Below are 14,022 nucleotides of genomic sequence, written 5' to 3'. Positions count from 1 at the left end.
GCAAAGTGCGGAAATAACATTTCAGGGTTATCCCGAGTCATCCCTGCCGGGAAAGTAAAAACTGATTCGCCCGTTTCACCGGCTCATCCATCTCGCCCATTTCACCGGCTCACCCGGGCGGTGCAGACAGAGCGCCCCGGAAAAGAAAAACTCCCGCCGCAGCGGGAGTTTTGAGGGGGGAGGGCCGAAAGCCCCTGACCGTCAACCTGGCAGATCGCGCAGCGTGCGTCGGTAAACGTCGACTTTCGCAGCGCACGGATGCAGGCGAGCCCCGGAAACCCTGGATGGTGCCTGTCACGGCTCCAGGAGCGGTGACGGGGGGCGTGTCAGCGCCGGGCCGCCGCGCTGGCCACGGCCAGTGCCGTCATGTTCACCACGCGCCGCACGGTGGCCGAGGTGGTCAGGATGTGCGCCGAGGCGGCCGTGCCGAGCAGAATGGGGCCGACGGTGACACCCTGGCCGCCCGTCATCTTGAGCACGTTGAAGAGGATGTTGGCGGAATCCAGATTCGGGCAAATCAGGATGTTGGCCTCTCCGCTCAGATTGCTTTCCATCAGGGACGCCCGCCGCACCTCTTCCGACAGCGCCGCATCGCCTTGCAGCTCGCCATCGGACTCCACGTCGGGCGCCATCCTGGCGAACAGCTCGTGGGCCAGCCGCATCTTGCGCGCCGACGCGCGGTTGGACGAGCCATAGTTGGAGTGCGACAGAAAGGCCACCTTGGGCGGGATGCCGAAGCGCCGCACCTCGTCGACTGCCATCAGCGCAATGCTGGCCAGCTGCTCGGCACTCGGGTCTTCGTTGACAAAGGTATCGGCGATGAACAGGGTGCGTTTGTCCAGCATCAGTGCATTGAGCGCCGCAAACCCGGACGCACCCTTTTTGAGCCCGATGATGTCGCGCACATGCTCAAGATGTCCGTCGTAGCGGCCCACCATGCCGCACAGCATGACATCGGCGTCGCCGAGTTTGACCATCAGCGCGGCGATGGTGGTGGTGGAGCGGCGCACTGCCGCCTTGGCGGCGTCGGGCGTCACGCCGTGGCGACCCATGATCCGGTGATAGGTTTCCCAGTAATGGCGAAAGCGCGGGTCGTCCTCGGGATTGACGCATTCCACATCGTGGCCGAGCCGCAGCCGCAGTCCGGCCTTGGCGATGCGGGTCTCGATCACGGCGGGACGGCCGATGAGGATGGGCCGGGCCAGGCCTTCGTCGAGCACCAGTTGCGCGGCACGCAGCACGCGCTCGTCCTCCCCTTCGGCGAAGGCCACGCGTTTGTGCGGGTCCGGAATGGCGCGCGCCGCATTGAACACCGGTTGCATGAGCATGCCGGTCGAGTACACGAAACGCGACAGCTGCTGCCGGTAAGCGGCCATGTCCGTGATGGGCCGGGTCGCCACACCCGAGTCCTGCGCGGCCTGCGCCACCGCCGGTGCGATCCTGAGAATCAGGCGCGAGTCAAAAGGCTTGGGAATGATGTAGTCGGGGCCAAACACCAGCTCCTGCCCGATATAGGCCCGGGCGACTTCCTCGCTGATGTCCGCCTTGGTCAGGTCGGCAATCTGCCGCACGCAGGCGAGCTTCATTTCCTCGGTGATCTTGGTGGCGCCGCAATCGAGCGCGCCGCGAAAGATGTAGGGGAAGCACAGGACATTGTTGACCTGGTTCGGGTAGTCCGAACGGCCCGTGGCAATGATGCAGTCCGGCCGCGCCGCCTTGGCCAGCTCGGGCCGGATTTCCGGTTCGGGGTTGGCCAGCGCCAGAATGATCGGGCTGGCGGCCATCGTCTTGACCATGTCCTGCGTCAGCACGCCGGGCGCCGAGCACCCCAGAAACACGTCCGCGCCGTAGACCGCGTCGGCCAGCGTGCGCAGCGCCGTTTCCTGGGCAAAACGTTTCTTGGATTCGTCAAAACCGCCGGGGCGGCCGTCGTAGATCACGCCTTTGGAGTCGCAGACATAGACGTTTTCGCGGCGCACCCCCAGACCCACCATCACGTCCAGGCAGGCCAGTGCGGCCGCGCCCGCACCTGAAACCGCGACCTTGACGTCTTCAATCCGCTTGCCCACCAGCTCCAGGCCGTTGAGCATGGCGGCCGACGAGATGATGGCAGTGCCGTGCTGGTCGTCATGGAACACCGGAATGTTCATGCGCTCGCGCAGTTTCGTCTCGATGTAGAAACACTCCGGTGCCTTGATGTCCTCGAGGTTGATGCCGCCCAGCGTGGGCTCCATGGCGGCGATGATGTCAATCAGCCTGTCGGGGTCGCGCTCGGCCAGCTCGATGTCAAACACGTCGATGCCGGCGAATTTCTTGAACAGGCAGCCTTTGCCCTCCATCACCGGCTTGGCTGCCAGCGGGCCGATGTCGCCCAGTCCCAGGACGGCCGTGCCATTGGTGATCACCCCCACGAGGTTGCCGCGCGAGGTGTACTCGGCCGCGAGCGAGGGGTCGGCCTCGATGTCAAGGCAGGGGTAGGCCACGCCGGGCGAATACGCCAGGGACAGGTCCCGCTGGTTGGACAGCGGCTTGGTCGGCGTGATGGATATCTTGCCGTGCACCGGGCTGCGGTGGTAGTCGCGCGCGGCGTCGCGCAGCGCTTCTTCAGCCGGAGAAAGAGGAGTGGTCATGGTGTGTCTCCTGGTTTTCTGATGGCTGGAAGACTGGCGACCAGCGCTGCTTTCCTGGTGTTCATGCGGTCGAGCGCCGGCTTTCCCGGTTCATGCGCACGAAGTTAATATTACGCCTGTGACGGCTCACTTTCAGGCGTCAGTGACGCCCTTGCGCACGCACCGCGCACCGATTCGCAGGGGCCGCACTCAATAGTGGCTTTCGCATGGAGCACGGGCGGCACAAGCCGGGTTTACCTGAGTTTTGCCGGCTAGCTCAGGCCAGCAAGTCCACCAGCGTACGGGCTATCACCTTGGTGGCGCGGCGCAGGTCTTCCAGCTCCAGGCGCTCGTCTGCGCGCTTGGCGTGCGATTCAAGCACGGTGCGCGGCCCGGCGCCGTAGATCACGCCGGGAATGCCGGCTTCGGCATAGAGCCGCACGTCGGTGTACAGCGGCGTGCCCATGGCCGGGATTTTCTGGCCAAACAGCGCCTCGCCATGCTTCTGGATGGCGTCCACCAGGGGCTTGTTGCCCGCCAGCGGTTTCATCGAGTTGGCCAGCAGCCGCCGCTTGATGTCCACGGTGATGCCCGCGCAGCCGGCGGCGGCATCGGCAATCACCTGGCGGATCGTGGCTTCGACTTCGACCGGGTTTTCTTCCGGGATCATGCGCCGGTCCAGCTTGAACATCACCTTGCCGGGCACGACATTGGTGTTGGTCCCGCCCTCGATGCGGCCGACATTCAGATAGGGATGTTTGATGCCCGCGACTCCGGAGGTGACCTTGCGGTACAGCGCGTTTTGCGCATACAGCGCATTGAGGATATGCACCGCGCCCTGCAGCGCGTCGACGCCGGTGTCGGGAACGGCCGCATGGGCCATCTTGCCGTGCACGGTGACTTCCATCTGCAGGCAGCCGTTGTGGGCGGTCACGACTTCATACGAGAAGCCCGCCGCGATCATCAGGTCGGGCTTGGTCAGGCGCTGGCGCAGCAGCCAGCCCGGTCCCATCTCGCCGCCAAATTCTTCGTCGTAGGTGAAGTGCAGCTCGACACCGCCTTTGAGCGGCGCGCCCAGTGCTTCGAGTGCCCGGACGGCAAAGGTGAAGCTGGCGAAATCGCATTTGCTGACAGCGGCCGCGCGGCCGTAGATCTTGCCGTCTTCGATCTCGCCGCCATAAGGATCCTTGGTCCAACCCTCGCCGGGTGGCACCACATCGCCGTGGGCATTGAGCGCGATCGTGCGTCCTTCGCCGGGTTTCGAATACGGGCGGCGCACGATCAGGTTGGTGATGGATTCGAGTCCGTAGGCTCGTACATCAGCTTCGGGAACGGGGTGCTTTTCAGCCTCAAAGCCGAAAGCCTGCAGCAGCTCGGCAGTGCGCTCGGCATGCGGCGCGTTGTTGCCCGGCGGCGTGTCGGTGGGTACGCGTATCAGCTCCTGCAAGAAGCGCACTTCCTCGTCGAAGTGCTCGTCGATCCAGCGGTCAAGCTGCTTGTAGGCGGTGTTGTTGGTATTGATGTCGGTGTTGATATTGGTGGTGGTCATGGGGTTTCCAAAGCCAGGTTGGCCAGCAGGCGCTGGAAGGCGGCCGTGGCGAGCTGAATGTCGTCGCTGGTGGTGCTCTCCAGCGGGTTGTGGCTGATGCCGGAATTCTCGCCGCGCACAAACAGCATGGCCTGCGGCATCACCTTGTGCAGTTTCATGGCGTCGTGGCCGGCGCCGCTGGGCATGCGGTACAGCGGAACGCCCAGGGGTTCCACGGCAGCCTCCCATCGCCGCTGCCATTCGGGCGCGCTGGGCGCGGCGGCCGCGCGCTCGGTCAGCTCCAGCGTGTAGTGCACGCCGCGGCGCTCGCAAATGGTTTTGAGTTGCGCCAGTACGTCGGCGACCAATGCATCGCGCTGCGCATCCACGGGCGCGCGCATGTCGAGCGAAAACAGGCAGCGGCCCGGCACCACATTGATGGAGCCGTTCGGCACCTGCAGCATGCCGACGGTGCCGACCGAATCGCCGTCCTGGGCGGCCCGCTTCTCCACATAGAGCGCGAGCTCGGCCACGGCGCTGGCTGCGTCGCGGCGGCGGTTCATGGGTGTGGTGCCGGCGTGGCTGGCCATGCCGATGATTTCGCAGAGGTAACGCACACTGCCGTTGATCGAGGTGACGATGCCCAGCGGAAGGTCCAGCTCATTGAGCACCGGTCCCTGCTCGATATGGACTTCGACAAAGCCGAGGTAGTTGTTTGCCTGCCGCTTGATCTTCGCGATGTCCGCGGGCTGGAGCCCGGCGTGCTGCATGGCTTCACGCATGGTGATGCCATCGGCATCCTTCTGGTCCAGCCACTCGGGCTTGAAGTCGCCGATCAGCGCGCCCGACCCCAGGAAGGTGGCCTTGTAGCGCTGGCCCTCTTCTTCCGCAAAGCCGACCACTTCCAGGTTGAAGGGAAGTCGCCGGCCCAGGCGGTGCAGTTCGCGCACGCAGGCCATGGGCACAAAAATGCCGAGCCGGCCGTCATACTTGCCGCCGTTGCGCACGGTGTCGTAGTGGCTGCCCGTGAGCAGGGTTTTGGCGTTGGGGGTGGCGGCTTTGTAGAGGCCAACCACATTGCCCACGGCATCGATGCCCACCTCGTCAAAGCCGCAGTCCCGCATGGTCTTGCTGATGAACTGCGCGCAGGCGCGGTGTGCGTCGGTGAGGTAGGTCACCGTCAACTGGCCTTTTTCGGCGTAGCCCGGGTCGCTGTATTGGGCCAGTTGCTCATGCCAGTCCCAGACGTCGTTGCCCAGCGCCGGCTCGGCCGCGAACTTGTCATTGAGCCGGAGTTCAACCACGCGGTGGATGTTGCGCAGGCATTCCTGCAATTCGAAGTCGGGGTGGTTTTGCAGGCGCCGCGCAAAGGTCTCGATGATCTGCCGCTTGCTCAGCCCGTTGCCGCGTGGGCCGCGCACCGCGAGGATGAAGGGGAAGCCGAATTTGGCGTTGTAGTCGGTGTTGAGGTGCTGCAGGGTTTCAAACTCCTGCGGCGTGCATTGCGTGAGGCCTGCCTTGTCCTGCTCATGGGCTGACTCGGCCGTGAGGCTCTGGCTGACCATGGCCTTGCCGGCCAGTTCAGGGTGGGCCTGGATGAGGCGGATCTGCGCGTTCTTGCCGGCGTCGTGCAGCACGCGGGCCATCGCGTGTTTCAGATGTGCCAGTGAGTGGAAAGGGCGTTCGTTGAGCGCCTTTTCGGCGACCCACGGCGAGTGCTCATACAGGCCGTCCAGCAGTTCCATCGCTTCGGCGCGGGAGGCACGGTTGACTTGTTCCAGGGTGATAGTGATGGCCATGGCGGGGTTCCCTTTCATGCTGGATACGGATGGGTCTGCTGCCAGTGCCGGGCAATATCAATGCGCCGGCACACCCAGACGCGGTCGTGCTGCTGCACATGGTCCAGAAAGCGCTGCAACGCGACGATGCGCCCCGGCCGCCCGAGCAGCCGGCAGTGCATGCCGATGCTCAGCATCTTCGGGGCCTCGTCGCCTTCGGCGTACAGCGCGTCAAAGCTGTCCTTCAGGTAGGTGAAGAAATCGTCGCCCTGGGAAAACCCCTGCGGCAACGAAAAGCGCATGTCGTTGGTGTCCAGCGTGTAGGGCACCACCAGGCGCGGCACCACCGTGCCATCGGTGCGCGCGACCTTCATCCAGAAGGGCAGGTCGTCGCCGTAGTAGTCGCTGTCGTAAGCCAGCCGGCCGTCATCGGCCACCAGGCGCCGCGTGCGCGGGCTGTCGCGCCCGGTGTACCAGCCCAAGGGGCGGGTGCCGGTGAGTTGTTCGATGGCCTCCAGCCCCAGGCGCATGTGCTCGCGCTCGGTGGCTTCGTCGACATTCTGGTAGCTGATCCACCGCCAGCCGTGGCAGGCGATCTCATGGCCCAGCTCAACGAAGGCTGAGGTCAGTTCAGGGTGGCGCTGCAGCGCCATGCCGACGCCAAACACGGTCAGCGGCAGCTTGCGCTTTTCAAATTCGCGCAGGATGCGCCACACGCCCACACGCGAGCCATATTCGTAAATGCCTTCCATGCTCAGGTGGCGGTCGGCGAAGCTGGCCGGGTTGAACATTTCGGAGAGGAACTGTTCGGAGCCTGCATCGCCATGCAGCACGGCGTTTTCACCGCCTTCTTCGTAGTTCAGTACAAACTGCACGGCGATGCGCGCCTGGTCTGGCCATTGGGCATGCGGCGGATTGCGGCCATAACCGACCAAATCACGGGGATAGGGTGCAGTGGAATCGTAATTCATAGTGCCCCCACGCTTGTCGCTTCGCGTACTACGCGGCCCCCCGAGGGGGCTAATTTTCCTGGGGGCGGCCCGTCGGAAAATTGGGTTACCGTCAAGTTTGTCAGTGCGTGTGTTGTGTTCATGACAGTGCCATCGAAATATCGTTGGTGGGAACCTTGCGGTCAAAGGCGAGGTTTTCTTCGACATGCAGCAAATGTTCGGTCATCAGGCGCACGGCAAGCGCTTCGTCTTTGGCCGCCAGGGCCTTGACGATTTCGGCGTGCTCGTCGTTCGAGTGTTCGGCGGCACTGGCGGTCTGGTACATCAGGGTGATGAGTGCACAGCGCGAGATCAGCTCGCCGAGTATTTGAGCCAGCACTTCGTTGCCCATGAGTTCGGCCATGCGCACATGAAAGTCGCCCAGCAGTTCGGTGCGGCCCGGCACATCGTTGCGCTCAACGGCCGATTTCTCCTGGTTGACGTGGTCCCTGAGCGCCTTGATCTTGGCGGGCGTGACATCGCGCACAAAGGCACGGGTCATTTCCGCCTCCAGCATGCGCCGCACCGCAAATACCTGCCGGGCTTCGGGCACCGAGGGTGCGGCCACAAAGGCGCCGCGGGCGGGCTCCAGGCGGATCAGGCGGTTTTGCGACAGCTGGAACAGCGCCTGCCGCACCAGCGTGCGCGACACGCCGAAATGATCGGCCAGTTTTTGTTCAGCCAGTTTGGTGCCCGGGTGCAGCCGGTGCTCCACAATGGCCTTGGTCAGGGCTTCGACGATGGCATGGGTGGTGGATGATTCCATGCAGACATCATAGCCCTAAATCCAAAAACTGTATACAATTTTGGTGAACCATTTCGCATTTTTCACCCACCCTGAACCCTGAAGGAACGCCATGGGCCTGAGCACACATGTACTGGACACCATGCACGGCACGCCGGCGGGCGGCATGCGGGTCGCACTGTTCACCACCCGTGGCGACCAGGTCACGCTGGTGAAAAGCTTCACCCTTGATGACGATGGCCGCCACCCGGGCGGGCTGCTCTACGACAGCGCCACGCTGCAAGCAGGCACTTACCGGCTGGTGTTCGATGTGGCGGCTTATTTCAGGGCGAAGGGCGTGTTGCTGCCGGAGCCGCCCTTTTTGGACCAGGTCACGCTGGATTTCGGCGTGGCCGATACCCGCCAGCATTACCACGTGCCCCTGCTGGTCAGCCCCTGGAGTTATTCGACCTACCGCGGAAGCTGAAGCCGCACGGCGGCTGTCGCGGCCCTGTCACGCAGCAGTCATGGGAGGCGGCGACAATCCGCCGGTTGCCACTTTTTTTGGTTCTACATGAACGACACGTCCACGGGCGCCCTGAGCCGCCGCCAAGCCCTGCTGTTATCTGCAGGGACTGCCGCCAGTCTGGTGCTTCCCGCCGCACGGGCGCAAGGCCCTTCTATTTCTACTTCTACCTATCCCGACCGCGCCGTCAAGATCGTGGTGCCCTTTGCGCCGGGCGCCGGCACCGACGCCATGGCGCGCCTGGTGGCGCAAAAGCTCGGCGAAGTCATGAACGCCACCTTTGTGGTGGACAACAAGGCCGGCGCTTCGGGCGCGATTGGCACGCAGTATGTGGCCCAGGCTCCGGCCGATGGCTACACCCTGCTGCTGGTGGCCTCGCCGTTCACCACGGTGGCTGCATCGCTGCCCAGCGCCAACTACGACCCGCTGCGCCAGTTCACGCCGGTCGGCATGATCGCCAGCGGCCCGCTGGTCTGGGCGGCCAACGCCCAGTTGCCGGTCAACAACATGAAAGAGCTGGTCAAACTGGCCAGGCAGAACCCCGGCGCACTCAACTACGGTTCCGCCGGTGCGGGGGGCGTCAACCACCTGGTGCTGGAACTGCTGAAGGCGCGCACCGGCACCTTCATCACGCATATTCCTTACCGCGGCGTGGCACCCGCCACCATGGACATGATTGGCGGGCAGATCCAGCTGGTCACCGGCACCATTCCCGCCCTGTTGCCCTTCATCAGGAACGGCAGCATCAAGCCCCTGGCCGTGACGAGCGCCAAGCGCTCCAGCGCGCTGCCCGATGTGCCCAGCATGACCGAGGCCGGCATGCCCGGCATCGATGTGGTGAACTATTTCGCGTTGATGGCGCCCACGGGCACGCCTGCTGCCGTCGTCAATGCCCTGAATGCTGCCATCAACAAGGTAGTGGCCTTGCCTGACGTGCTCGCCCGCTTCAAGGCCGATGCCGTCGAGCCCGCACCCGGCTCGCCCGCGCTGCTGGGCCACTTCATCGAAGCCGACTATCGCGCCTGGCGCAACGTCGTGAAAACGCAAAACCTCAAAATAGAGTGACCCCCACGGTCGCTCACTTCGTGTAGCTCCCTGCCCCCCCGAGGGGGCCGCTGCGCCTGCGGTCTGGCAAAGCCAGTCCCGCGGCCCCTGCTGGTATTGGACGGCTCGCTGCGCATCGCGCTTGGAGCGCCCTGGGGCCATCCTTCGACAAGCCAGGACTACCGGATATGAAAGAGCGACAAAGAGGGATCTTCAACCCAGCCTGAGCCGCGGAACCGGCTTTGCCGGGCCGCAGGCGGGCGGCCTCCTCGGGGGGGGCAGCGGCTACACGCAGTGAGCAAGCGTGGGGGCTCTAGTTCTGCCCTTCGGTCAGCGTATCCAGCTGAAACTTGCCACTCTTGTGCCACAGCCAGGTGTCGGTATAAACCACCTTGCCCAGCCGCGTGGGCGCGGGAAAGGGTGAGGCTTCCTTGATGGTGCGTTCAATTTCTGCAACTACCTCCGGGGCATGGCGCGGCGCGCGCATCCAGTCCAGGCGGGTCACGCGGCCGGCGCGGTCTATCTCCACGTTCAAGACCCCGATGGCGTAGAGCAGCGGCGGCATTTTCCCCTTGTAAATACGGTCGGCATTGAGGCCATAAATATGGGTGGCGCCGTCTTCCCGGTAGGCGCGCGGCGAGCTGGCCGAAGACGTTCGGGCTGAGCCTTTCGGGGCGGCGACAGGGCCGACCACCGGCTTGTCGGGCTTGTCGGGCTCCTTCGGGGACTCGGGGAGAGCCACTTCGGGGGCGGTCTTGCAGGCATTGAGCAGTGCAGCCAACGAGGCGGCGAGGAGTGCCAGCAGCCAGTGGCGGCGAAGTGCGGAGTCAGGCGTGTCGTGTCTCATGATGTGGGTGTCCGCTTATTGTTTGTTGCTTGTTGCCATTTGTCCGGACTGATCCCGGGAGCGGGGTGTTGCCAAGCGCCATCTGTGCCCGAATCGGGCGAGGTGGTGCTAAGGTAAGGGTTCAGCCTGTATTCGCGTACGGCGTGCCTTGTCGCCTCGTGTGCCTGCAGCGCTCCTTGTGCCCCTTGTTGAATTCATGTTGTTGATGTAACTATTTTGCCCACAATTCAATCAGCTGACATGGCCAACTCGTCACCAATGGTTTCCAGCAACACCAGTCGGCCCGTCGACGCTTTTCTGGCACGGCTGGCCCATGAGCCGGCGGTGCTGGTGCGGGTGGTTTCGACCCAGGGCTCCGTTCCGCGCGAGGCCGGTACCTGGATGGCCGTTTTCGCCGACGCCCTGGTGGGCACCATAGGCGGCGGTCACCTGGAATACGAAGCCATTGCCAGGGCGCGTGCGCAACTGCTGGCCGAGGGCGTGCAAGGGAAAGAGGCGGAAGAGGCGAAGGAGGCCGCCGAGGCGCCGGTGCGTTTTGCGCTGGGGCCGGCGCTGGGCCAATGCTGCGGTGGCGTGGTGCATCTTCGTTTCGAGAGGGTTGGCGCGCATGATGCGCCCGCGCTGGCGCAAAGCCTGGCCGATGAACTGGCCGGCAGGCTGGTGCCGGTGGCCTTGTTTGGCGGTGGCCATGTGGGCCATGCGCTGGTGCAGGTGCTGGCGCCGTTGCCATTTCTGCTCACCTGGATCGACAGCCGCGACGAGGTCTTCCCCGACGAGGTGCCGGAACGCGTCGTGTGCGAGTATTCCGGGCCGGTGCAGGCGGCCGTGCCCGGCCTGGCGCCGCAGTCGCGCGTGCTCATCATGAGTTTCAGCCATGCGGAGGACCTGGATATAGTGGCCGCCTGCCTGAAGCGCCAGCGCGAGAAGGCCGACCTGCCTTACATCGGCCTGATCGGCAGCAAAAGCAAATGGGCGGTGTTTCGCCATCGGCTGGAGGCCAGGGGTTTCACGCCGGCCGAGTTGGCGCAGGTGACCTGCCCGATCGGCGTGCCCGGTATCAGCGGCAAGGAACCGGAAGTGATTGCGGTCGCCGTGGCGGCCCAGCTGTTGCAAACCGTCAACGCGGCTTGAGGCGGTGCCGCACGAATTTTGCGGCGGCCGTCAAACTCGATAAACTAGCGCCATCAGGCCGCAGCGGAGCCGGGAAACGTCTGTTTCTTTTGTTCGCGGCCTAATTTCTGCTTACAGCGCCCGCAGTGGTGAGCAGGTTTGCATAGGTTGAGAGATATGGAAAACTACCTTCTCGACTGGGCCAACCTGCTGCTGCGCTGGGTCCATGTCATTACCGCCATCGCCTGGGTCGGTTCCTCGTTTTACTTTGTCTTTCTCGATTCCAGCCTGACGCCGCCGGAAGACGAGGACCTGAAGCGGCAGGGTGTCAGCGGCGAGCTCTGGGCGGTACACGGCGGCGGCTTTTACCACCCGGTCAAGTTCGCGGTCCAACCGCCGCAGTTGCCGGCGCACCTGCACTGGTTTTACTGGGAAAGCTACAGCACCTGGCTGTCGGGTTTTGCGCTCTTCACCATCTCCTATCTCTGGAACGCCGGCACCTACCTGATCGACAAGTCCCTGATGAACTGGTCGACGGGTGCGGCTGTCGGTGTGGCGCTGTCTTTCCTGGTGGTGTTCTGGATGCTGTACGACGGCATCTGCCAGCTGTGGGGGCAGCGCAAAAATGGGGATGCCATCGTCGGGGCGCTGGTTGCGCTGCTGGTGTGCATCGCGTCCTGGCTGGCCTGCCACTGGTTTGCCGGGCGCGCGGCTTTCTTGCTGGTGGGAGCCATGATGGCCACGGCCATGAGCGCCAATGTCTTTTTCTGGATCATCCCGGGCCAGCGCAAGGTGATTGCTGCCATCAAGGCCGGTGAGCCGGTGGACCCGGTGCACGGCCTGCGCGGCAAGCAGCGCAGCGTGCACAACACCTACTTCACGCTGCCGGTGCTGTTTGCCATGCTGAGCAACCACTACAGTTTTACCTGGAGTCATCCGCGTAACTGGCTGGTGCTCATCCTGATGATGCTGGCCGGCGCCGCCATCCGGCAGTTCTTTGTGCTGCGCCATGGCTACAAGCTGGGCCGCAACCGCCACCCGCTGCCTTATGCGCTGACCGGGGTCGCGGTGATCATCGGCGCGATCGTCTGGATGAATCCGGTTGCTACCGAATCGATAGCGACTGGCCAACGTGGTACGGGGGCTGACGGCGCCGGCAGTTATGCCGCGGTGCAGAAGGTGCTGGCCCAGCGCTGCTACCAGTGCCATGGCGAGCAGGTGCAGATGAAAAACGTGCGGCTGGATTCGCCGGAGCAGCTCAGCCGGCATGCGCAAGCCGTGTACCAGCAGGCTGTGGTGAGCAAGGCCATGCCCATGAACAATGCCACCGGCATGACCGACGCGGAGCGCGAGCTGCTCCGGAGGTGGTTTGAGGCGGGTGCCCGGACGCCTTGATCCGCTGACCGGTCACCGCATCCGCAACCGTCGGCGCAGCACTGCGCGGGCGCGTCTGCGTAATTCCACGTACCCGTATCGCCGGATCCCGTGCTTCAATTCGTGGCGGTTGCTGCCTGACGGCTGTAGCCGGGCACTGCCCTGTGCCGATATCCGTTAGGCCCAATAGCCTAATTAGCCTGATAACCAAGAAACAGATGGTCGCCGCGGCCTCTCCAGTCCGCCTGGCGTGCCACACCCTATGAGGAGGAGAAACCCATGATGATGCGTTTGCAGTTCCTGATTCGTCACCTGGCGGTTGCCGCTGCCCTGGCCGCGCCGCTGGCAGTCCATGCCGTCCAGATTGTTGTCGGGCAGGTGGCCCCCTTGTCCGGGCTGGAGGGCTCGCAGGCCCGCGCCTATTCAACCGGCATCCAGCTGGCCCTGAACAAGGCCAACAAGGCGGGTGGGGTGAACGGCCATACGTTCAGCCTGGTCCGCAAGAACGATTCCGGCAGCCCTGCCGAAAATATGACCGCCACCCGGCAGCTGCTCGGCGAGAGCCGCCCGCTCGTGCTGGCGGGTTACTTCGGCGACCACGTGATTGGCGAGCTGGTCAGTTCCGGCCTGCTCGAAAAGGAAAATATCCCGCTGGTGGGCTACCGCGTGAACGAGATCAGGGCCGAGGCGCCCTTGCTTTACAGCGTCCGTGCGAATCTGCGCGATGAGATCAACAAGATCACCGAACATCTCGTCACGGTCGGTATCACCCGCATTGGCCTCTTTTACCAGGATGGCCCCGGTGCTGCCCCGTTGATTGCCGCGACGGAAGACGTGATGAAGAGCAAGGGCGCCCACATCACGGCCAAGGGCGCTTACGCGGCCGGTACGGCCAAGGTTCCCAATGCGGTGATTGACACCTTCATTGCCGCGGCGCCGCAGGCGATCATCATCGTCGCCAGCGGCTCTGCTGCAGCAGCCTTCATTGAAAAATACCAGGGAGGCGGCGGCACGGCGCGCCTGTTCGCACACTCGGGCGCAGACATCGAGCAAATCTCCAAGCGCCTGGGCGAGGCCCAGCTCAAGGGCCTGGCTATCACCCAGGTAACGCCCAACCCGTACAAGATTTCAGGCCGGTTGAACAAGGAATTCAGCGACCTGGCGGGCAGCACCCCTGACCTGGAAGTGCCGGTGAGCTACGCGATGATGGAGGGCTACATTGCCGGCACGGTGATTGTGGAAGCCGTGCGGCGCATGGGCACCCGTGTCTCCCGCGACGGGCTGGTGAAAGCGCTCGACGGCCTGGACCTCGACCTGGGCGGCTACAAGGTCGGCTTCAAGCCGGGCATGCGGTCCGGCTCAAGGTTTGTGGAACTGACCATCGTCACCGAGGCCGGTCGTATTCGGCAGTGATCTGCCGGCATCACCGCCGTCTGATGATGGCGGCGTTGTGAGGCCGCGCTCCGGAGGAGAGGGTCGAACAACGGCCAACT

The 14,022-nt window shown here is 64.1% G+C and carries 11 protein-coding genes; 5 read left to right on the top strand and 6 right to left on the bottom strand.

Annotated features, from left to right (window positions below):
- Positions 1-326: 326 nt before the first annotated feature.
- The 5 genes from AC1DUB_RS12835 to AC1DUB_RS12815 form a co-directional block, all read right to left on the bottom strand.
- Positions 327-2,630, bottom strand: a complete 2,304-nt coding sequence (locus AC1DUB_RS12835) for an NADP-dependent malic enzyme (protein WP_477729804.1) — start codon at positions 2,628-2,630, stop codon at positions 327-329.
- A 256-nt stretch (positions 2,631-2,886) separates the two neighbouring features.
- Complete coding sequence (locus AC1DUB_RS12830; protein WP_477729803.1) at positions 2,887-4,158, bottom strand: M20 family metallopeptidase; 1,272 nt, start codon at positions 4,156-4,158, stop codon at positions 2,887-2,889.
- On the bottom strand, positions 4,155-5,930 hold the full coding sequence (gene uraD, locus AC1DUB_RS12825; RefSeq protein ID WP_477729823.1) for a 2-oxo-4-hydroxy-4-carboxy-5-ureidoimidazoline decarboxylase: 1,776 nt from the start codon (positions 5,928-5,930) through the stop codon (positions 4,155-4,157). The genes AC1DUB_RS12830 and uraD overlap by 4 nt, the downstream gene beginning before the upstream one ends.
- A 20-nt stretch (positions 5,931-5,950) precedes the next feature.
- A complete protein-coding gene (gene puuE / locus AC1DUB_RS12820) occupies positions 5,951-6,886 on the bottom strand; it encodes an allantoinase PuuE (protein WP_477729802.1) in 936 nt (311 codons plus the stop codon).
- Positions 6,887-7,004: 118 nt separating this feature from the next.
- Positions 7,005-7,670, bottom strand: a complete 666-nt coding sequence (locus AC1DUB_RS12815; protein ID WP_477717978.1) for a GntR family transcriptional regulator — start codon at positions 7,668-7,670, stop codon at positions 7,005-7,007.
- Between the two features lie 91 nt (positions 7,671-7,761).
- Between AC1DUB_RS12815 and uraH the strand changes: the two genes are divergently transcribed.
- Both uraH and AC1DUB_RS12805 read left to right on the top strand, forming a co-directional pair.
- Positions 7,762-8,115, top strand: coding sequence for a hydroxyisourate hydrolase (gene uraH, locus AC1DUB_RS12810; protein WP_477729801.1), 354 nt, complete (start codon positions 7,762-7,764; stop codon positions 8,113-8,115).
- Positions 8,116-8,202: 87 nt separating this feature from the next.
- Complete coding sequence (locus AC1DUB_RS12805) at positions 8,203-9,219, top strand: tripartite tricarboxylate transporter substrate binding protein (RefSeq protein ID WP_477729800.1); 1,017 nt, start codon at positions 8,203-8,205, stop codon at positions 9,217-9,219.
- A gap of 292 nt (positions 9,220-9,511) precedes the next feature.
- Here the strand turns inward: AC1DUB_RS12805 and AC1DUB_RS12800 are convergent, their stop codons facing one another.
- On the bottom strand, positions 9,512-10,045 hold the full coding sequence (locus AC1DUB_RS12800) for a hypothetical protein (RefSeq protein ID WP_477729799.1): 534 nt from the start codon (positions 10,043-10,045) through the stop codon (positions 9,512-9,514).
- 258 nt (positions 10,046-10,303) lie between these two features.
- Here AC1DUB_RS12800 and xdhC point away from each other — a divergent pair, with 258 nt between their 5' ends.
- The 3 genes from xdhC (at position 10,304) to AC1DUB_RS12785 (ending at position 13,942) form a co-directional block, all read left to right on the top strand.
- Positions 10,304-11,176 carry a xanthine dehydrogenase accessory protein XdhC gene (gene xdhC, locus AC1DUB_RS12795; protein WP_477729822.1) on the top strand — a complete coding sequence of 291 codons (873 nt, stop codon included), beginning with the start codon at positions 10,304-10,306 and terminating at the stop codon, positions 11,174-11,176.
- 156 nt (positions 11,177-11,332) lie between these two features.
- Positions 11,333-12,550 carry a urate hydroxylase PuuD gene (locus tag AC1DUB_RS12790; protein WP_477729798.1) on the top strand — a complete coding sequence of 406 codons (1,218 nt, stop codon included), beginning with the start codon at positions 11,333-11,335 and terminating at the stop codon, positions 12,548-12,550.
- A 261-nt stretch (positions 12,551-12,811) separates the two neighbouring features.
- The gene (locus AC1DUB_RS12785; RefSeq protein ID WP_477729821.1) at positions 12,812-13,942 is read left to right on the top strand and encodes an ABC transporter substrate-binding protein; all 1,131 of its coding nucleotides are present in this window, start codon (positions 12,812-12,814) and stop codon (positions 13,940-13,942) included.
- The last annotated feature ends 80 nt before the right edge of the window (positions 13,943-14,022 follow it).

The sequence above is a fragment of the Polaromonas sp. P4_F9 genome, from assembly GCF_056401235.1.
Note: the sequence above shows the minus strand (reverse complement) of the source record. Positions and strands in the feature narration are given on the sequence as shown.